We start from the raw sequence: 20255 nt of genomic DNA, 5'->3' as shown, positions 1-20255 counted from the left end.
ATATGGAAATCAAGACTTACCGTGCCAGCTCGATGCAAGAAGCGCTCCGTTTGGTGCGCAGTGACCTGGGGCCTGGCGCCGCTGTGCTGCACACGCGCGAAGCACCGTGGAGCCGATTGCTTGGCTGGTTACCTGGCGTGCGCCGGATCGAGGTCACGGCCTCGAATGATGTCGTCGTGCCCCATCGCTTTCCGCTGCTCGACGGCGACGACGAGCCCGAGGTTGACACCTTTCTCGATACCGAGGCGCCGACTACCGCGGCGCCACGAGAGCTGGCGCAGCAGATCAACGAGTTGCAGGCAATGGTCGAGGATCTCTGCCGGCGCAGCCGCGGCAAGTCGGCCCCCGATCTACCGGATTCGTTGTTCGGCCTATACACCGAACTGATCGATTGTGAGATGCCCGAGGAGCTGGCACGCGAACTGATGGAGCGAGTTCGCGACGAATCGTCGCGGCAGGAACTGACGGACGTAACGGCGTTGCGTTCGCGCGTTGCACAAATCGTCGAACGGGATATCACCGTGCAGGCGCCGATCGAGATCAGTGCCGGCCGCTGCCGCGTGGTGGCGCTCGTTGGTCCGACGGGCGTCGGCAAGACCACCACGATCGCCAAGCTGGCTGCCAATTTTCGCCTGCGCGATAAATGGAACGTCGGCCTGATCACGGTCGATACCTATCGCATCGCCGCGGTCGAACAGTTGCGCACCTACGCGGACATCATTGATTTGCCGATGCAGGTCGTCAGCACGCCGCGCGAGATGCGCGAAGCGGTCGAGCGGATGTCGCACCTCGACCTGGTATTGCTCGATACAGCCGGTCGCAGTCCACGCGACGAAGTCAAAATTCGCGAACTTCGCGCTCTGCTATCCGAGGCCCGCGCCGACGAGGTACACCTGGTCCTGTCGAGCGCCGCCAGCAGCGCCAACCTGGCCAACATCGCCGAACGATTCGCGCCGGCCGGCACCACCGCTCTGATTCTTACGAAGCTCGACGAAGCGAACGGGCTGGGGCATTTACTCCCGGCGCTGCGTAGCGCGCGACTACCGCTCAGCTACTTAACCAATGGGCAGAACGTACCGGACGACATTGAATCTGCCGACGCGAGGCGCGTCGCGCGCACCATTTTGAACGCGAACGTTCGCTAGGCCACGGCGGCCGAGAATCTAATCCCGGGTGTTCCGAATCATGTCCGATCAAGCATTCCGACTACGAACGCTGATGCACGCAGGCACGCGCCCCGGCGCGACGGCCGGCCATGCTGCGCCGACGCTGTTGGCAATTGCGGGCGCCAAGGGCGGGGTCGGCACGACGACACTGGCTGTCAACCTGGCGGTTGCCCTGGCGCAAGAGGGACGACGCACATTGCTGGTTGATGCCGATCCGCAACGTGCGGACGTCGCCGTGCAATGCGGCTTGACCGAGGGGCCCTGCCTGGCTGACGTCTTATCGGGCGCGCGTTCGCTGCACGAGGCCATCCGTCTAGGTCCTGGCGGCATTCAAGTCTTACCAGGTCGCTGGGGAGTACAAGCCGCGGCGGTTTGGTCGCCTCGAGCGCAGGACCGTCTTGTGTGCGAATTGCGTGAATTGGGACAGCACGCGGATACCGTGCTGCTCGACCTGGGCGCTTCGATCGAACCGGTCACACGCTTCTTTTGGCGCGCGGTCGATGAAGTCGTGCTCGTGACTAGCACCGATAGCATTGCTGTGATGGACGCCTACGCGGCCGTTAAAGCCCACTGCCATGATTCGCATTCGATCCGGATTGTGACGCTCGTGAACCAGGCGGCCGACTCGCAGACAGCCCAGGACGCTCACACACGATTGCAACGTGCGTGTCGGCGATTTTTATGCGTCGATACCAGCATGCTTGGTTCGCTGTCATTTGATTCGGCGGTGCCCGATGCGGCTGCAAAGACACGCCCCTTCGTCGTGCATGCACCCGATTGCGCGGCGTCCCAAGAACTGGCAGGCGTCGTCAGTCGATTAACGGCCCACATCGCGCGACGCGGCGAATCAATAACACGCGTTGTCGAACGCGGCGCCGCTTCGGCGGTTGCCGTCCGTTGAGATGTAGATATCGACACCGGTTCGCCATCGGCGGCCCACGCTACGACGAACGATAGCCAACGAAAAAAGTAAGACGACCGAGCGAGATTGCTTCAACTGATACGACCTCGACTGACGATAAATGGAGCGAGTTTCGCTTTATTCCGTTTAGCGGAAATGGAAAAGTTGCTGCGACTTTAACGGCAAGACGACAGCCCCTTCTGGCTCAAGCCCGAAAGACTGCCGACTGACACGCCGAGAGTTGCCGCGAGGAAAAATCGGAAAGTCCACGAAGCGCGTCGCACGGATGCGACTGGCTCGTGGCAATGGCGTCGTCCGGCTCGCCGCTCGTCTCGTACGAACGCATGCCTGGCAATGCGATCGCGGGATGAAGCGCCGAACCGAACGTCGCCTGGCTGATTCACGGAGGATGGCATGGTAATGACGATGGCTCCTGAGGAAGTGGCCCAAATCTGGGAGGCCTTCAAGGCAGATCCCAATAACCAGGATATGCGCAACCGGCTGGTCGAGATGTACCTGCCGCTGGTGAAATACAACGGCGAACGCATCTGGTCGCGTTTGCCTGAAGGGGTCGAACTGGACGACCTGGTATCGGCCGGCGTTTTCGGGCTGATGGACGCCATCGACGCCTTCGATCTTTCGCGTGGCGTCAAATTCGAAACGTACTGCGTGCCGCGTATTCGCGGCGCCATGCTCGACGAACTGCGCACCATGGACTGGGTGCCGCGCCTGGTACGCTCGAAGGCCAGCAAGCTGAACGAAGCGGTCAAATCGCTCGAAACCAGACTTGGCCGGCAGCCGTCCGAGATCGAACTCTCGGAACAGTTGCAGATCAGCGTCGCCGAGCTCGAAAAGATGATGCTCGACGCCAGCGCCGTGAACCTGATCAGCCTCAATAAGAAATGGTACGAGACTGACAGCTACAAAGACGTACGCGAAATCGACATTCTGGAAGACAAGAAGGGGGAAGACCCCACGCGCCGCATCCAGAAAAACGATCTCATGCGTTTGGTGACCAAGGGCCTGAATCGCAACGAGCGGCTGATCATCATCCTCTACTACTACGAAGAGCTGACGATGAAAGAGATCGGCGCCACGCTTGATCTCTCTGAGAGCCGCGTCAGCCAGATGCACAGCTCGATTGTGCAGCGTTTGCAAAGCCAACTCGAGCGGCGCCGCCCCGAGTTCAGTACCTAAGCCAGATTGCATGCCAAGCCATCTTGGCCCGGCATGCATCAAACCGCGAACTCGCAAAACGGCCGGGCAACCGGCCGTTTTTTTATTTGGTCAGCGAGCTGAAATACGCCAGGATCGCCAGCAACACCAATCCCAGCCCCAGCATCGCGATCGTCACGCGATCGTTCAGGTATTCGACCGATTCGGGCGGCTCGTTCTCGCGCCCGGCGCCGAAGTCGTGTCCGCACCAGGCGCAGCGCCGATAGTAGATGGGCGTAAAGGGCTCGTCGCAGGTCTGGCAAATGACGAGGGCCGCTTCGCCCTGCGCGCCGCGCGGCACGGGATCGTCGGCCGCGGGAAACGCATCGCTGGCCGTGTTGCAATACGGGCAGATCGTCATTCGCCCTCGGCCGCACGCGGGGCAAAGCTCGATCTCGCGGCCGGCGAATTCGGCCTCATCATCGGCTGCGGGCGTCGTGGCAATCGCCGCGCCGGCGCTGCGCGCTGCCGCGATGACCAGCGCCGCGCGTGACTCGCCTCGGAACTCGGCCACGACCTGACGCGCTTGTTCCGCATCGACTTCGGCCACGATCACGCGGGGCATGATCGCGCCGGCCGGGAGATCGCCCGCCGCTTGCCCCAGAAACGCGTTATCGACGAACGCCTCGATGCCGGCTTCGGCCAGCCGGTTGTAAACCAGGTTCACCAGCGCCGGCCGCGCGTCGGAAAACACCACGACTTGCCGCCGATCGTCCTCGGATTTTTCAGTCATGCCGGAAATTATACGGGGGCCTGGAATTAGGGAATATCGACACGCCTGGGCCGGCGCCCGCGGACATCGGAAATGCCGAGAAAACGGGCCGGATCTTACAGGTTTTCGGCCGCTCGCCAGACTAGACTTGATAGCTTCAGGCGGCCCTCGACGGCTGCGACATGCCCACCATTTGTTCCCTCCGCATCGATGATTGAAACTCGCACTTACGAAGGGGACGCTGCCCAGGTCGCTGATTTCGCCGGCCGCGTCTGGCAAGGCACCTACGCCGGCAAGATGATGTTGCCGCTGTGGGACGCTCGCTATTTCGATTGGCAATTGCTTTCCGAGCGGCCTGGCGGACGCGACTTTCTCGTGGCCGCGTATGAAGGCACGAAACTGGTCGGCAGCTTGCTGGGGGAGAAGTTCCGCTTTCGCCTGCACGACCAAGAATTCGACGCCACGATGGGAAGCTGGCTGACGGTGGATCCCGAATATCGCCGGCAGGGAGTCGGCATCAAGCTCTTCGAAGAGCAGCGGCGCCGGCACCTGGAGCACGACGCCAAGTTCCATCTTGGTTACGGGTATACCGGCGCGCGAATGAGCATGGGGCCGAAGTTCTGGAAGAGCTTTCCCGACAACACGGTCTTGCTGGGGCACGTCGGTTTTTGGGCGCGGATGTTCGATCCGCCGCTTGTCTCGCGTTGGGATCTGACGCTGCGCGATCGGCTCGGATCGCGAATCCTGGGTGCCTTTCAAACTCGGCATCCGCGACCGCGCCTGACGGGCGTCTATCGGCGCTATCGCCCTGAGGATTTGGAGGATTGTCTGCGGCTCGCCCATGGTTTGCTGAACCGCGTCGACATGGGCTACGTGTGGAGTGCCGAACGCCTGGCGCATCAACTGTCGGGCAGCGACATGCCGCGCACGCTCGTGGCTGAACGCAACGGTCGCGTCACGGGCTTCGTGAATTGGTACTTGTTGGACTTCCTGGGGCGTTACGCCCTGCCGGGTGCCATGGTCGACCTGATGGCGTTCGGCTCGATGTCCTTGGCCGAGAGCAAGGATTTAATCCGCGCCGCCTTGGATCAGATGGTCGAAGAAGGGGCGAAATTCGCCCTGGCGCTGCGGCTTCCCTGCTATCCGTTCATGCCTCTGGCACAAACGGGCTGGATCACGATGCCGCGCGATTTCAGCCTGATTTGCGTGAAGATGGACACATCATTCCCCTTGGACAAAGCCCGCCGGCTGCACATTCACTGGCGGTAACAGAATTGAATTCGAATCTGTTCGCGTACGCGAGTCGTAAACAAGAATAGTGATCTTGTTGTCGATCGGGCAGGATCGGCATCGCATCAGCACCGAGATACGTCGCCTACCGCTTCGTATCCTCGTAGATGGCATTATGCGGTACACGATTGCCCCACAATTGACCAAAGAACTCGCCTACGACTGGGAAGTCGTCAGTGGCGAGTTCGACGATCCCTTCATCGATCCGCGCATGATTGTGGCGGTGCAGGAGAGCATGGGCCACTTGTGCCACTTTCAGAACGTCATCGTCTATGACGAAGAAGATCGGCCCGCCGCCGTGGCCTGCTTCTTTGTCGAACGTGCCGACGCCCTGATGATGGCTCCGCAGCCGGTACGTCGACTGGCGAACGTCGTGCGGCGCGTGCGGGGGAACTTCCTGCGATTCCCCATGCTGTTTTGCGGGCTTCCGGCCTCGGCAGGCTGGAACCAATTGCGAGTGCGCCCCGGGGCGGACGTGCGCGGGGCCCTATCGGCCGTTCATCGTGCCCAAGAGAGCCTGCGTCGCGACGTGCGGCCTCGCGCCACAGTGTTTATGGAATTCAATGACCGGCAGGCCGAGGAATTGGCGGGGCTCTCCGAATTGGGCTATGCACGCGCTGACAGCCCTCCAATGTATGTGCTGCCCGCCGAAGGGCGCACGTTCATGGAATACCTCGGCACGATGAAATCTCACTATCGTCGAGTGATTGCAGGATCCGAGCGCAGATTCGCGAAATCCGGTGTCCGCGTGATCCACGCTACTGGCGCTGCACCGTTTCTCGACGTGTTCGACGACGAACTGTACCAACTCTATGTGCAAGTTGTCCGTCGCGCGGAAGTCATGATGCACGTGCTCCCTCTAGAATACTTTCGCGCCGTGGCGCGACGCTTCGATCAGCAGTTTCTGTCGACGTTTCTTTATCAAGGCGAACGACCGGTTGGATTCGCTGTTGGCATCGTCACCCCGGCGGCTTATTACGGCCTGTTTATCGGGTTGAATTATGCTGCCAAACTCAACGCCGAAAACCAGGCAACAGATCTGTACTTCAACCTGTTTTATCAAAACCTGCGGTACGCCATGCAGCGCCGTGTGCAGAGCGTTTTCATGGGCTCGGATTCCGATCGCTTCAAGCTACGGCTTGGTTGCCGTCGCCAGCGTCGGAACGTTTTCATCCACTTGCATGGATTGCTCGATCGGCCGTTTCGCCAGACGCAGCACTGGTGGCTGCGACCGCACAAACCGGGCGAACCCGAAATGGACGTCTTCCGGGCACCGGCCGACATTGCCTCGTCGAAGTTGCGCTCGATCGTCGACAATCTCTGAAAATGGACCATTCCGCGGCGAGTCACACTGCCGGAATCGGTGGAACGTCGATGCCCAGCGCCGTGGCCAGATCGATGGCGTGCTCTTGTTCCTGGACAAGAATCTGCCGCAGTACTTCACACAGGGCGTACTCTTCCAGAGCGTCGGCCTCGCGAATTCGATTGCGGTAGTTGGCAATCGTCTGCAACTCGTTGTCCAGGTCAAATTGCAGCATCTCTTTGGCTTCTTTCGAGGTTTTTACTGCCTTCGGCGTGACCGTGGGCGATCCGCCCAAGTAGTCGATTTGATTTGCAATCTGTATCGCGTGGGCTAGTTCTTCGCCGGCGTGCTTCTCCAACTCCTTGGCGATGCTCATGTACGCTGCGCCTTTCAGCACCTGGCTGTAGTTCACATACGCAATGATCGCCTGATACTCGCGCGACAGATCTTCATTCAACGCAGCGATCAGCTTTTGGCGGACAGCGGACTTATCGTTGGACATTTCTTCATACTCCCTGGAGATGTGGATACTTGTTTGAAATAGAACTTAACGTCGCGATTATCCTAACGCTTTGCCTGGGCGAAGGGCAGTCTCGTCCTCTTTAAGTCAAAAGAGCCTTCGTAGCGGTCGCCCGTGAAATTTGCGCGAAACGATTGGGCATCGATCCGCCCGCGCCATTGATACGACGCGCCGTCGACGATCGCCGTGCCGCGCAGATCATCAGGCGGCCCTTGAAACGTCACATTGTGATCAAAGTCGACTCCTTGCCATGTTCCTGAGAAGCGCGCCTCCCATTTTTGATTCGCCAGGGGAGTGGCAATGCAGTTCATGACTCCGTCCAGCTTGCGATTGGTGGTTTTCCAGGGCCCGGTGAACGCGTAGTCTTCGCCCCGCTTGTCGTCGGACGAGACGAACATGAGTACTGCGCACATGAGAAACTTCATCGTCCCCCTCCTCATCAATCGCCCTGGACGCTTAAAGATCGGTTGGCACTCTCGTGTCCAACTTGGGCAAATTGCGCGCCATCGAGCCGCGTTATTCAATGGCCGGCATTCACCTGCGCCCTCTTAGGCACGTCTTTTGCGTCGGGGAGCGAAACAGCTGGAAATCAATTACTTATTCCTGCGCCAGGAGTTAGGGAAACTGGTTGACCCCATGAGTAACGGAACTGCTACCAAAGGACCTTCAGACGCCCCGCGCGACCCTGCATCCATCGCCCGCGATTGCGCGAAGTCTGCCGGCCTGAAATATCTTGTTGACAACGTTCCAGGCATTCGCCGGAAGTCTCGAGGCCGCGCGTTTACATATCGTTTCCCGGACGGGAAGTCGATCCGTGACGCCGAGACCTTGGCGCGGATTCGAGCGCTCGCGATCCCGCCTGCTTGGACCGATGTCTGGATTGCCCCCGTCGCGAACGCGCATCTGCAGGCTACGGGGCGCGACGCCAAGGGGCGAAAGCAATACCGTTATCACGCCCGCTGGCGCGAATCACGTGATGAGAGCAAGTACGACAAGCTATTACTCTTTGCCGGCGTATTACCGCGCATTCGGCGGCGCGTCGATCGTGACCTGCGCCAGCCCGGTCTCGCGCGCGAAAAGGTGCTGGCCACGGTGGTTCGATTGCTGGAATCGACGTTGATTCGCGTCGGCAACGACGAGTATGCCCAGCAAAATAATTCGTTCGGTCTGACGACCATGCGCGACCGGCATGTCGACATCAATCGCGGCAAGATTCTGTTTCATTTTCGCGGTAAAAGCGGCATCGACCACACGCTCGACCTGCGTTCGCCCCGGTTGGCCCGGATCGTGAAGCGTTGCCAGGATCTGCCCGGCCAGGAACTGTTTCAATACCTTGACGAAGATGGCCAGGTGCGCGACATCGGTTCGGCCGACGTTAACGACTACCTGCGCGAAATCTCGGGCGAGAATATCAGTGCCAAGGACTTCCGCACCTGGGCCGGTACCGCCTTGGCCGCTCGGGCATTGCAGGAATTCGAGGACTTCGATTCTGGCGCCCGGGCCAAGCGAAACATCACGCAAGCCATCGAACGAGTCGCAGAGCGGTTAGGTAATACCAAGACGGTATGCCGCAAATGCTATGTGCATCCTGCCGTGATCGACGCCTATTTGGACCGGTCGCTGATGGACATCGTGCGGCGTCAAACAGAACGTGAGCTACGGCGTGGATTGGCTCACTTGAAGCCCGAGGAGGCAATCGTCCTGGTGCTTCTGCAGGATCGCATGAAGCGCGAGCTGAAGCCGGGCCGGAAAACAAGGCCCTCCATCCCCCGCTCAAGCATCCGCTTCAAAACGCCGCATCGTCGGCTATCTGCCTGATTCGGCTACCTGGCTCAAAAAGGGGATGGTCGCTGCGCCGCCACGGTGGCCGGCAGCGTACCGCTTCCCATACCTTTCCGCCTTAACGCCCACGACGTTCTCTTTTGCGCATTTCACCCCGAACCGTGGCATGCCTTTCGCATTTGTTGCGTCGCCGCGCGAGGCAATCGCTTCGCCAGAAGACTCTGAAGTCGTCTTCAAGTCTCTTTAAGGGGGGGATCCATAATGGCAGTCAACGTTCTGGTGGTGGATATCGGTGGGACCAACGTCAAGCTGTGGATAACGGGCGAGGCCGACAAGATCAAATTCCCGTCCGGCAAGTCGCTCACACCGGATCGCATGGTTGATGAGATCCAGAGGCATCTTGCCGGACGGACGGTTGATCGCGTGTCGTTGGGCTTCCCCGGGCCTGTCGAGAAGGGGCTGCCCGCCAGCGAGCCCTACAATCTCGGGCCGGGCTGGGTGGGCTACGACTTTGCCAAGGCGTTCAACGCGCCGACGCGCGTCATGAATGATGCCTGCATGCAGGCCCTCGGCAGTTACGAGGGAGGACGCATGTTGTATCTAGGGCTGGGGACCAGCATGGGAAGCGTCTATATGGGCGAAGGGCACATCGCCCCGTTGGCCCTGGGACATTTGAAATTCTGCGGCGGCGAATCGTTCGAGCATTATCTCAGTCGCAAGGGGCTGGAACTGCACGGCGAAAAATCGTGGCGCCGCGCTGTGTGTGAAGCGGCCGCGACGCTGAAGGCCGCTTTCCTGGTTGATTATGTAGTGCTCGGAGGCGGGAACGCCAAGCACTTGAACGAATTGCCAGAAGGTTGCCGCCGCGGCGGTAGCCACAACGCTTATTTTGGCGGCCTGAAGATGTGGCATCCCGAACCGGTCCACGAAGCCAGCTTGTCGCTAATCCCCGCGCAAGCGGCAACCGCCGGCTGATCGACGAATGTCGATCGAAACTTTTCTCACGGCGGCGCGCTGATCGCCTCGAATATCTTGATCGCCGTTATCTCTCCGAAGAGGCCTGCGTGCGATATCTCTTACTGGCTTGCGATTACGACGGCACAATTGCCAAAGACGGGCACGTCGACGAAGCGACGATGGCCGCGTTTGATCGATTGCGCGCTTCGGGCCGAAAGCTGATGCTGGTCACCGGGCGAGAAATCGAAGACCTGCAGCACGTTTTTCCCAAGCTCGAAACGTTCGATCGGATCGTGGCGGAAAACGGCGGGCTGCTGTACTTTCCCAAGACAGGCGAGGAACGCCTGCTGTGCGCCCCGCCCGAGCCACGCCTTTTGACGACCCTGGCCGAGCGCCACGTTGCGCCCTTGTCGGTCGGGCGCACGATTGTTGCCACCTGGCATCCGCACGAAGAGACCGTTCTGCACGTCATTCGGGACCTGGGCCTGGAACTGCACGTGATCTTTAACAAGGGGGCGGTGATGATCCTCCCCTCGGGAGTGAACAAAGCCACGGGCTTGCGTGCCGCGCTATCGGATCTTGAAATCTCGCCGCATAACTGCATCGGTGTGGGCGACGCTGAGAATGATCATGCCTTCCTCGAGATGTGCGCGGTGTCGGTCGCCGTCGCCAATGCCTTGCCCAGCCTGAAGGAGCGTGCGGACCTGGTAACCGTCGGCGACCACGGTGCCGGGGTGACGGAATTGATCGATCAGATCGTGGCCGATGATTTGGCGATGCTCAAAGGAGTGCGATAACTTATCAAGATCGCAACCGTTCCCGCCTTAGGTCGCTTGCCCGATAACTTTCCCGAGCGGCGAACTCTTCGCGACCTTCCGGCCTAGCTTGCGAATCATGTTCTTCGCTTGGGCCGCTTGCAAGGCGCCCTGATCGGCTTCATCGCGATTGCACTCAGGCACTGACGCGGTATCCTCGGCCGGGCTGTTTTCCTCTTCCGAGACCTCACTCGTCGCGTCAGTAGCTCTCTTCGCGGCGGCCTTCGCCTCTTTCTCTTCGTCCGTCAGCGGTCGGTAGATATCACCCAGGACTTCCATGATCTCGCTTTGCACCCGGGCGCATTGCTGGAAACTGTTGTACTGTATCCAAAAGCGAACCTCGAAGATCAGCCAGTAGTTGTCGATCTCTTTCACTAGCACTAGCGGGTGCAACGACTTCACGACCTCGGGATGGGCAAACACGGTTTTCAGAATCTGCTCTTTGGCTTCAGTGATCTTGGTTTCGCGATCGACTGTGATGGCGAACGAAGACTGCACGATATTGTCCGAGAGCGTGAAGTTAGTGATCTGCTCGTCCAACAACGACTTGTTCGGCACGATCACCTCGTAATTCGCCTCGGTTTGCAATCGCGTGCTGCGCAGCCCGATATGCAGCACTACGCCGGACGTGCTGCCAAGTGTCACGACGTCACCGACACGAATCGGCTGCTCGGCCAGCAGGATGATACCGCTCATGAAGTTATTCATGATGTCCTGGCTGCCGAAGCCGGCGGCAATCGCAATGGCGCCTCCCAGAAAGGCGAATGCCGCTATTGGAATATTTAAGACGCGAAATGCCATCACGCCAAAAGCGGCGCAAAGCGTATAGAACAGAATCGAATGAATGGCGTCGGTCTTACCGCGATGAAAGCGAAAATGCCGTAGGACAAAGAAGCGAAACAGACGACTTACAGCCCAGGCGCTGATGACTCCGCCTACCACGTAGATCAACAGAATAACGAGCGTTCCCAGGGTGACGCCGTCCTTCTCTTCGCCGACGACCTTTTCACCTAATAACCGACTCAGGCCCGTGGCCGCGAGCCAACCTTGCTTTTCGGTCGGCGCTTTCTCTTTCATTTCGCTTTCGAAGCGATCGACCAAGCGCAGTGCGGCCTGCCCTTCGACGACGCTGGCAGCGCAGAGTTCGGCCAGCTCGTGCCGTTGCGCCTCGTTCAAAGCGCGCCACTCCTTGATGACGGCGTTATCCTCGAACGGCGGCGGCGCGAGCTTCGTTGGTGTCGAGGCGAGGGCCGGCTTCGCTTTGTCGTTGTCGGTGGCCGCCGAATGCTGCCGATTGTCGAATGAGCGCAAATTGTCATGCAACTCGTCACGGAATTCGGATAGCTCTTCGTGCCATTGCTGCAGTTTCGCTGGCTCAGGCTTTGTCGTTGCCACTTCGAAACGGCGCCGCCAGTATTTGCGCAGCCGCGCGAGCCATTCGATCCGTTCGTCCAGGATCACGACCTCGGCCTGGCAAGTATCGGCCGCGCCACGCCACGCTTCGGCCGCGGCCTCTTTCTCGGCCGGTTGTGCCTTGTCAGCGCTCAACTGCGTCTCGGTCGCGCGCTGCTTTTCTTCTAACTGCTGTAGCTGACGCTGGGCGGTGCCGCGCTGCGCCTTAAGCCGGGATTCCTCAAGAGCGATCGCATCCAACTGCTTGTCCCGGTCGGCCGCCGAGAATGCCACCTCTTTCCCAACGACTTCGATCTTCTTAGATAATTCCTTCTGCTTTGCCTGGCAAATCGCCGTGCGTAGCGTGTAAACCTCGATATCTGCTTCGCGCAGCGCTACCTGAGCCCGCTCCTGCTCAACCTTCAGATCGGAAAGATCACTCTCCGCCTTCTTAGGCGCGGAAGCCGCGTCGCCGTCCCCTGAGGGATGCACTTCGGCTTTCGCCTGGTCGAGCGCTTGATGGGCGGAGGCGAGCTGTTTTTTCGCAGTCTTGCCGTCGGCTGTTAACCCTTTTTCCCGCTCTTGTTCGACGGCCAATTGATCTTTCAGCCCATCCCACAGCAGAAACGAATACGGCTTTGGTTCATCAGGCTCGAACTTGTCGAGCGAATCGATCTCGTGGTCGATTCGCTTCTTTTCCGTCTCGAGTTGCTCTTTTTCCTGCAGACGGACTTTGTGCTGGGCGTACAGGGCATCAATGGCCCGCAACTGGTTGAGTCGCTCGTCGCTGGCCCCGGATGTCTCGGCGTTCCCGCCGCTCCCGGATTGATTTCCGTCGAGCTTACTGATCTCGGTGGCTACCGCAGCGCGCTGTTGCTCGAGCGCGATGGCGCCACTTTTAGGATCTGCCGTGGAGTCGCCTCTCGATGTCGCGGCTAGCACTCCGACGAACGCGAAACTGTAGAGGCTAAGTCGCATAACCGAGGTACGCCCGACCAAGCGAGCTTGACCATACGCTTGTTGGAGCAAACGTCGAAACGGTGGGTTTTGCATAAAGTCATCGTCCAGACGGCGTCGCGCATCGTCGGCAGGACCGACGGATTTTCGTTACCGGCCCATCATTTTGGCCACGAGGTACACGACGATGGCTCCGCCAATCCCTCCCCCTCCCAGCAGGTAGACCAACGAGTAGTCAGCGGCCGCGATGGGTAGCGTCGATAACAAGGCGTCCATGATTGTCTCCCAAAAAATGCAGATTCCCCGGGGCAACTCGCTCTCGTCTGGATAAACAAAACGGGTAGTTGCAAACTGCGTACCGAGACCCGATTCGCAGCCGAACGCTCGGAAAACAGCCCTTGCACCCCTCCGAACGCTCGAAATGCGACGAGCGCAGGACTGGCCGGCAATCCGCCAGAGGGTGGGCTCGGGACGACCGCCTGGGGGCGGCCTTTTTGGCCGTCCGTTCTACCGTTCGATTACATCAACTCTGCGGGCTACTGAAACAGCCGGCCGATTCCCTGGACGGCAAATACCAAAATCGCAACCGCCCCGGTCACGGCCAGCACGAGCAGTAGCGCCAGGCCCGCGAGGAATAGCCAATCCGAGCCGCGCGCCTTTCTGCGTTCATGAGGGAGGGCCTCCAAGTGCCGGCGTAGAATCGCCACGTTCCACTGGTTCGATTTCCAATAGACGTCGAACAGGTCGCCGACAAAGGGGATCGCGCCCAGCAGCGAATCGAGGGCCACGTTCATTCCCATGCGCATCAATGTTACGCGCGGCAAACCGTGGCGACTGGCCATCCCAATGATGTACAGCGAAACCAGCGACGTTATCGCGTCACCCAAGCCCGGCACCAGTCCCAAGAGCGCATCCAACCCGAAACGTATGCCGAGTCCGGGAATCTCGAACGCCGTATCCATCCAGTCGGCGATCTTCTGCAGATCGGCCAATTGGCGGTCGGAAGATTCGACGCTCTTGCCGCGTCCTCGCAGCAACGTGACAGGCACACGGATGACGCGATCGCTTGCAGATTGCATATATTGTTTCTCGATGTTTGCGGGAAATTGGGTTCTGTCGAAGGGAAATGCATATACCATGCCGGCTAAACGCGCTTGCGTCCGGACGACGCCGGAATTGGCCGATCAGTCCTGTTTGCCCGAGACGAATCTCCCGGTCCAGAGCCTGATCGGCACCGCATCGCATGGCTATCTGGTTATTCGCGGGCCGGACCGTGAGATTTGGGAGAACTTAAACCCCGCCGGTTCGTAGCGGGGGCCGCTCTTATTGATCGCCGGACGCTGGACGGTCATCATGAAGTGACAGTTACCTGCCCAACGGCCCACCGTAGCCAGCCTTGGCACACCCGCCTCGATCACGCGCTTAGACGGACCAAGGAAAAGATCCTTGCCTCGTTGTTTTCGAAAGACCACGAGTTACCGATGAGCACCGCTTCACTAGAGCCTGCGTCAGCGACCCCGCGTGATGGAGTTGGATCGACCAGGCCGCCACCGACGGATCGCCCTCGACCCGCCATTGGCGATCAACTGTATCGTGTCGTCTGGCGATGGCATTTCTACGCGGGCATGATCGTCGCGCCGGTGTTGATCGTCGTTGCCGCGACCGGTGCGCCGTACATCTTCAAGGATGAACTAGAAGGGGTCTTGTACCCCGGCGTCACGTATGTCGAGCCGGCCACGGAACGTGTTTCGTACGAGCAGCAAATGGCGGCGGCCAAGGCAACCGCGTCCGAGACAGTACGCATCGGCCTTATGCAGGTATTCGCCGACCCGCGGCGCGCGACGGCCTTCGCGATGTTCGACAAGAAGTTTCAATTCGGTTACGTCGATCCGTATCGAGGTCAGTACCTGGGGTCGATCGAGCAAGGAAACTTTTTCGAAATCGTTCTGAAGCTGCACCGGACGTTATTTCTCGGTACTACGGGCCGGATCATGGTCGAGCTGACCACTTGCTGGACAATCGTCCTGGCGGTCACGGGCATTTACCTGTGGTGGCCCCACAAGTGGAATCAGCCGTGGGGCGTCTGGCTGCCGCGACTGCGCAAGAAGCCCTACGTTGTGCTGCGCGACCTGCACACCGTCACTGGCATCTACGTGGCGATTGTCGCAATCGTGATTGCCCTTACCGGGCTGATTTACACGTACGTGTGGGGATACGGATTTCAGTACGCGTCGCAGAAGACCGAATCGTCCGACATGTTCAGCAAGCCCATGCTGTGCAAGTCGCCCCCCGAGGCCAAGGACCTGCCCATCGACCGGTTCATCGAGATCGGGCACGAGAAGATGCCCGGCAAGTCGTTGAATATCTGGTTTCCGCGCGCTCCGAACGCGGTGTACATGGTGTTCGGCAGCGGCAATTACGGACCGCAGGTGCATCGGATGTTATTCATCGACCGCGCCACGGGCGAGGTCCTGGCCGATCGCTCGATTAGCGAGGCCAAACCTTTGTACTGGTTCGGGACGTGGAACTTCGCACTGCACGTCGGCTCGGTTTTGGGAATGCCGTCGAAGATTCTGTGGCTGCTGACGTGCGTAATCTTGATAACTTCCCCAGTGACCGGCGCCTGGATGTGGTGGGAGCGCCGCCCGCGGGGGACGCTCGGCCTGCCGCGCCGGATCGACAGCCGCCGTCCGCGCTGGCTGGTCGCCACGGTCACAGCCTGCTGCCTGTTTCTGCCCGCGATGGGGCTGTCCGTGGTGGCGGTGCTGGTGGGCGAGTTCTTCGTGTCGCGATTGCGACGCGTGTGGAGTTAGCCGATCGCACGCCGCTACCAGCAGCCGCTATGCGCACCGCCATCGACGTACAAGATGTGACCCGTGACGGTCTCGGCGTCGGTCAGAAACATGACCGCATCCGCAATTTCCTTGACCGTCGAAGGGCGACCCATCGGCGAGAGCCGCACCATCATCTCCTGGGGGGTGTCGCGGTGCAGCGGCGTGTAGACGACGCCGGGCGCGACGGCGTTCACACGGATATTGTCCTTGGCGTACTCCATCGCCAAGTGTTGGGTCACGGTTTCCAGGCCACCCTTGGTGATCATCGGCACGGCCGCCGTGACGCCTCGGATTGGATTGCGCGCCAGGGCCGCCGTGATCGTGACGATGCTCCCGCCGGTCTTCTGCGCGAGCATTTGCTTGACCGCAAGCTGCGTGACGTGCAAAAAGCCTTCGAGATTTGTCCCGACCAGCGACTGAAAATCCTCGGCCGTATATTCGGTGAACGGCTTCGTGAAGAAAATCCCGGCGTTATTGACCAACGCATCGATCGACTTGAAACGCGATAGCGCCGTCTCGACGATCTTCGCGGCGGTCGTTGCCTCGCCAATGTCTCCGTCCACTAGCGCGACATGGTCCGAGGCTGTGACCTCCGCGGATTGCGTGATTCGACGGGAACTGGCAACGACGTTGAAGCCCCGTTCGACGAACGCTTTCACGATTCCGGCGCCGATGCCTTGCGAAGCGCCGGTCACGATGGCTGTCTTTTTTGCACTGCTCATGAGTACCTGCCTGCGAATGTCCTGTCAGCCATCAGCACCAGGCGCTCACGGTGATTTGATGCACCACAGGTGATCCGTGGTGCGCAGGAAAATTGTACCGTCGGCCGCGGCTGGCGTGGCCCAGCACATTTCGTCGAGCTTGTTTTCATCGAGCAGTTCGAACTCGGGCCCAGCCTTAATCACGAACGTCTCGCCGCCCGCGTCCAGGCAGAAGACCTTGCCATCGTTCGCCCACGGCGAGGAGGTAAAGCCCTTCGCGCCCTGAACACGTTGCTGGTACGCGCGCTTGCCGTCGGTGGCGTCATAGCAGCTCAGCAATCCGCCTCGTTCCTCCAGGATGTACAGATATCCCTGGTAGACCAGCGGCGAAGCCATCGGTGGGCCCCCTTTTGGCAGCTTCCAGGCAATCTGCTCAGGCTGTTCCTTTCCGGCGGCAAGCGCGAACTTGCCAGCCGCGCCGGCCCGCACGGCTACCAAGGGACCGCTGCCTGCCATGCCACCGCCGGTACCGAGATAGACTCGCTCGTCATCTCCCACCGGCGTCGCTGCGCATCGGCCCACGAAGCCTTCGACTTCCCACAGCACGGCGCCATCTTTGGGATCGTACGAAACGGCACGTTTCGGAGAAGCGACGACTAGTTCGGTGCGTACCTTGTTGCGCCACAAGCAGGGAGTCGACCAGCCTGACTTGTCCTCGCGCGAGACTCGCCATTTCTCATCGCCGGTTTTCTTATCCAGCGCCACAAGAAAAGATTCCTTGTCGTTGTCGCATTGCACGATCAGGTTTTCGCCTGCCAAGACGGGCGAGCTTCCTGTGCCCCAGCCCAAGAACATCGGATAAACGCCTAGATCCTTGCTCCAGATATGCTTCCCATTGAGATCAAAGCAGAACAAGCCCGTCATGCCGAAATAGGTATAGAGATGTTCTCCATCGGTGACGGGCGTCTCCGAGGCATACGTGTTGGTGCTGTGCGTGGGAATCGCCGGCTTCTGCTCGGCGGCGAGTTGCTTCCAGAGAACGTCGCCCGTGTTGCGATCCAGGCAATAGACCTCGAAACGGTAGAGGGCATCAGGCTTCTCGCCGCCGAATCCACCACCTCCTCCGCCGCCGCCACCGCGGCGCCGGCGGCCTTCTCCCTTGGGACCGTCGCCATCCGCGGGCGGGCTCGGCCGATCTGCGGGCGCGTCTTGCGGATTCGCATCGTCGGCCGCGGGACGTTCGCGTCTTGGTCGTTCACCATCCGGACGATCACCGTCAGGACGCTCGCCTCCCGGTCGACCACCACCGAACGTGAACTGAGCAGGCTTTTTCTGATTCTCCGTGATGGCCGTGGTGATGAAGACTTTGTTTCCCCAAATCACCGGCGAGGACCAGCCGACGCCCGGGATCTCGACCTTCCAACGGATATTCTTATCGACGCTCCACTGGGCTGGCAATTTCGACTCGTCGGTCAATCCCGCACCGCCCGGCCCGCGAAACTGCGGCCAATCCGCGCCGCGCGCGGCGTCGGTCAGCGCGACTAGGCAAAAAGCAAATCCGATGAACAGTTTTCGCGACATTTTGATACTCTCCCGCTAACCATGGATCGGTTTCGGTCGACGTTTAAGGATGCCCGGTTTTCATCACGCGCTTTTGAGCGCTAAGGAATTCTTCGAGTCGTTCCACCGTGTTGAAGACATTCGACGGATAGAGCCCCAGAATCTTAGCCGCAACGTATTCCGTAATTCGTACAAACATCTCTGCATCTTGTCGGACAAAATCTCTATCTGGGAAACGACCGTAGTGAACGAGTCGATTTCGAATTGCGACGAGATCATCGAGGCGCGATTTTTCATGCTTCTGAAGTTCGACTCGAACTCCGAAATGCACTAACAGAAAAGCGATCTTCTCCTTCGCACTTAGACGTTCGATAGACGCGTTTGACATCCACGCATCATTTAGACACGCGAATAAATGCTCCCAAATGGTCCAACATTGTGAGAACGCAATTTCAAGCGATCGCTGCTGCATGGCGATTTTCAGCAAAACGAGGAAATAACCGTTTCTATAGCCTTTCCGCCACTTCTCGTCATTCAGTCGCTCGTAGATTTTGGGAAGTTGCTCTAACAAGCCGATGTCGACCTCGTCAGTTGGATTATCTGTCGGGTTAAATCCCTTAAACGGAACAGAGCAACTGAGCACGCCACCCCACGGAAAACAGCGAGGATCTGCGAGTATTGCAAATGGTTTATCGCCGAACCGCGACAGGTCGACAACGAATACATCTCGCTGCGTAAATAGGCTAAGCAGCAATAGGATATCATCCAGCGCCGTCGCATGTGCGAAGCCCCATGAAATCGCTGCGGGAGGGATAGGGTTTGGCGTCGTGGCATTCGCCGTGTGGGCGTGGCCGCCGGTGCAGACTTCCCGGGAGCCCTCTGGATCATGCACGCTGACGAGGTGCTGTAATGCGCGAAATCGACTCGGGTAATCCACTACCCGCGAGAACTCGTCGCCACAAATGGACAACGTCTTGCAGTTAAGCGGAAACTCAAGATTGTAAACGGCGAGTTCCACACGAATCGCTCCGAGCGCCGCTACTCCCCCATCACATACGCGAACATCAGCGGCGCCACGATCGAGGCGTCTGAGTTGATCATGAACTTCGGGGCGTCGCGGTCCAGCTTCCACCAGGTGATCTTTTCGTTCGGTACCGCGCCTGAGTACGAGCCGAATGAAGTCGTCGAGTCCGAGATCTGGCAGAAGTAGCTCCACAGGCTGACGTCTTTTTCCAGGTCCTGGATGATCAACGGCACCGCGCAAATCGCAAAGTCGCCGGCAATGCCGCCGCCGATCTGGAAGAAGCCGATCTGCGACTTTTCGACGGTCTCCAGGTACCAGCGGACCAGGTGCTCCATCTGCGCCGTGCCGCTCTTGATCGCGTTGTGGCTTTTGACGCGCCCTTCTAGAACTCGGGCCGCGAAAATGTTGCCCAGCGTCGAATCCTCGAACCCCGGCGTGTAGATGGGGATCTTCATGTCGTAGGCGGCCCACACCCAGGAATCTTCCTTGGGAATGTGGCGCACTTTTTCCAGCACACCGTCCTTGATCAGGCGATAGAAGTATTCGTACGAGAAGTACGATTCGTTCTTTTCGGCCGCTTCGCTCCAATACTCGAGCAGCTTCCCCTCGATGCTCCGGATCACGGTTTCCGGGATGCAGGTGTCGGTCACCCGGTTGAACCCCTTGTCGCGCAGCGCGACTTCGTCGTCCGGCGACAGGTCGCGATAGTGCGGCACCATGCAGTAGTCGCGATGCGCGACCAGATTGAAAATGTCTTCCTCGAAATTGGCGGCCGTGCAACTGATGGCGTGAACCTTGCCGGCGCGGATCATCTTGGCCAGGGAAATGCCCAACTCGGCGGTGCTCATGGCGCCAGCCATGGCTAGAAGCATCTTGCCCCCCTCGTCGAGATGCTTTTTCCAGGCGCGCGATGCCTCGACGGTCTCCCGGGCGTTAAAGTGCCGGAAGTGATGATCCATGAATTTCGAAATCGACATTCCGCAAAGCCCTCCCAGGTGCGCCTGTCGAGACTCGATCCGCTATGCCAACCACGGCAATCACGCGGCGAGTTCAATCGACCCAGGCTCGTAGTAGCAGATTAATTCCCTCCCTTCCAGGGAGGGCGCAGGAAGGTGACAGGCAACGA

20 protein-coding genes are annotated in these 20255 nt (G+C 59.5%); 10 read left to right on the top strand and 10 right to left on the bottom strand.

Features of this window, described 5'->3' with window-relative positions; translation table 11 throughout:
* Positions 1-2: 2 nt before the first annotated feature.
* The 3 genes from flhF to VGN12_01575 all read left to right on the top strand — a co-directional run bounded on the left by flhF (position 3) and on the right by VGN12_01575 (position 3264).
* Positions 3-1145, top strand: coding sequence for a flagellar biosynthesis protein FlhF (gene flhF, locus VGN12_01585; protein HEY4308115.1), 1143 nt, complete (start codon positions 3-5; stop codon positions 1143-1145).
* A 40-nt stretch (positions 1146-1185) separates the two neighbouring features.
* The gene (locus VGN12_01580; protein ID HEY4308114.1) at positions 1186-2067 is read left to right on the top strand and encodes an AAA family ATPase; all 882 of its coding nucleotides are present in this window, start codon (positions 1186-1188) and stop codon (positions 2065-2067) included.
* Positions 2068-2481: 414 nt separating this feature from the next.
* Positions 2482-3264, top strand: a complete 783-nt coding sequence (locus tag VGN12_01575) for a FliA/WhiG family RNA polymerase sigma factor (protein ID HEY4308113.1) — start codon at positions 2482-2484, stop codon at positions 3262-3264.
* Positions 3265-3346: 82 nt separating this feature from the next.
* On the opposite strand, the gene VGN12_01570 is transcribed toward VGN12_01575, so the two are convergent.
* Positions 3347-4015, bottom strand: a complete 669-nt coding sequence (locus VGN12_01570; protein ID HEY4308112.1) for a DUF2007 domain-containing protein — start codon at positions 4013-4015, stop codon at positions 3347-3349.
* A 189-nt stretch (positions 4016-4204) separates the two neighbouring features.
* Between VGN12_01570 and VGN12_01565 the strand changes: the two genes are divergently transcribed.
* Complete coding sequence (locus VGN12_01565; protein ID HEY4308111.1) at positions 4205-5263, top strand: GNAT family N-acetyltransferase; 1059 nt, start codon at positions 4205-4207, stop codon at positions 5261-5263.
* 136 nt (positions 5264-5399) lie between these two features.
* Positions 5400-6608, top strand: coding sequence for a GNAT family N-acetyltransferase (locus tag VGN12_01560; protein HEY4308110.1), 1209 nt, complete (start codon positions 5400-5402; stop codon positions 6606-6608).
* 22 nt (positions 6609-6630) lie between these two features.
* Here the strand turns inward: VGN12_01560 and VGN12_01555 are convergent, their stop codons facing one another.
* Positions 6631-7089, bottom strand: coding sequence for a ferritin-like domain-containing protein (locus VGN12_01555; GenBank protein HEY4308109.1), 459 nt, complete (start codon positions 7087-7089; stop codon positions 6631-6633).
* A gap of 62 nt (positions 7090-7151) precedes the next feature.
* Positions 7152-7532, bottom strand: a complete 381-nt coding sequence (locus VGN12_01550) for a hypothetical protein (protein ID HEY4308108.1) — start codon at positions 7530-7532, stop codon at positions 7152-7154.
* 211 nt (positions 7533-7743) lie between these two features.
* Here VGN12_01550 and VGN12_01545 point away from each other — a divergent pair, with 211 nt between their 5' ends.
* The 3 genes from VGN12_01545 to VGN12_01535 all read left to right on the top strand — a co-directional run bounded on the left by VGN12_01545 (position 7744) and on the right by VGN12_01535 (position 10643).
* Positions 7744-8925, top strand: coding sequence for a hypothetical protein (locus VGN12_01545; protein ID HEY4308107.1), 1182 nt, complete (start codon positions 7744-7746; stop codon positions 8923-8925).
* Positions 8926-9150: 225 nt separating this feature from the next.
* Positions 9151-9864 carry an ROK family protein gene (locus VGN12_01540; protein ID HEY4308106.1) on the top strand — a complete coding sequence of 238 codons (714 nt, stop codon included), beginning with the start codon at positions 9151-9153 and terminating at the stop codon, positions 9862-9864.
* An 89-nt stretch (positions 9865-9953) separates the two neighbouring features.
* Complete coding sequence (locus VGN12_01535; GenBank protein HEY4308105.1) at positions 9954-10643, top strand: HAD family hydrolase; 690 nt, start codon at positions 9954-9956, stop codon at positions 10641-10643.
* A 27-nt stretch (positions 10644-10670) separates the two neighbouring features.
* Here the strand turns inward: VGN12_01535 and VGN12_01530 are convergent, their stop codons facing one another.
* The 3 genes from VGN12_01530 to VGN12_01520 form a co-directional block, all read right to left on the bottom strand.
* Complete coding sequence (locus VGN12_01530; GenBank protein ID HEY4308104.1) at positions 10671-13031, bottom strand: mechanosensitive ion channel domain-containing protein; 2361 nt, start codon at positions 13029-13031, stop codon at positions 10671-10673.
* 129 nt (positions 13032-13160) lie between these two features.
* A complete protein-coding gene (locus tag VGN12_01525; protein ID HEY4308103.1) occupies positions 13161-13286 on the bottom strand; it encodes a hypothetical protein in 126 nt (41 codons plus the stop codon).
* 260 nt (positions 13287-13546) lie between these two features.
* On the bottom strand, positions 13547-14089 hold the full coding sequence (locus tag VGN12_01520) for a DUF4112 domain-containing protein (protein ID HEY4308102.1): 543 nt from the start codon (positions 14087-14089) through the stop codon (positions 13547-13549).
* Between the two features lie 58 nt (positions 14090-14147).
* Here VGN12_01520 and VGN12_01515 point away from each other — a divergent pair, with 58 nt between their 5' ends.
* Both VGN12_01515 and VGN12_01510 read left to right on the top strand, forming a co-directional pair.
* The gene (locus tag VGN12_01515; protein HEY4308101.1) at positions 14148-14321 is read left to right on the top strand and encodes a hypothetical protein; all 174 of its coding nucleotides are present in this window, start codon (positions 14148-14150) and stop codon (positions 14319-14321) included.
* A gap of 170 nt (positions 14322-14491) precedes the next feature.
* Positions 14492-15823, top strand: coding sequence for a PepSY domain-containing protein (locus VGN12_01510; GenBank protein HEY4308100.1), 1332 nt, complete (start codon positions 14492-14494; stop codon positions 15821-15823).
* Positions 15824-15837: 14 nt separating this feature from the next.
* On the opposite strand, the gene VGN12_01505 is transcribed toward VGN12_01510, so the two are convergent.
* Genes VGN12_01505 through VGN12_01490 form a run of 4 tightly spaced genes read right to left on the bottom strand, consistent with a single transcriptional unit; the run spans position 15838 to position 20106 of the window.
* Positions 15838-16566 carry an SDR family oxidoreductase gene (locus VGN12_01505; protein HEY4308099.1) on the bottom strand — a complete coding sequence of 243 codons (729 nt, stop codon included), beginning with the start codon at positions 16564-16566 and terminating at the stop codon, positions 15838-15840.
* Positions 16567-16611: 45 nt separating this feature from the next.
* Positions 16612-18126: a PQQ-binding-like beta-propeller repeat protein gene (locus tag VGN12_01500; protein ID HEY4308098.1), complete on the bottom strand. Its 1515-nt coding sequence runs from the start codon at positions 18124-18126 to the stop codon at positions 16612-16614.
* 43 nt (positions 18127-18169) lie between these two features.
* A complete protein-coding gene (locus VGN12_01495; GenBank protein ID HEY4308097.1) occupies positions 18170-19123 on the bottom strand; it encodes a hypothetical protein in 954 nt (317 codons plus the stop codon).
* 20 nt (positions 19124-19143) lie between these two features.
* Positions 19144-20106, bottom strand: a complete 963-nt coding sequence (locus VGN12_01490; protein ID HEY4308096.1) for a deoxyhypusine synthase family protein — start codon at positions 20104-20106, stop codon at positions 19144-19146.
* Between the last annotated feature and the right edge of the window lie 149 nt (positions 20107-20255).

The organism is Pirellulales bacterium (genome assembly GCA_036499395.1).
Lineage (GTDB): Bacteria > Planctomycetota > Planctomycetia > Pirellulales > JACPPG01 > JACPPG01.
This window is presented reverse-complemented; position numbering and strand designations above follow the sequence as displayed.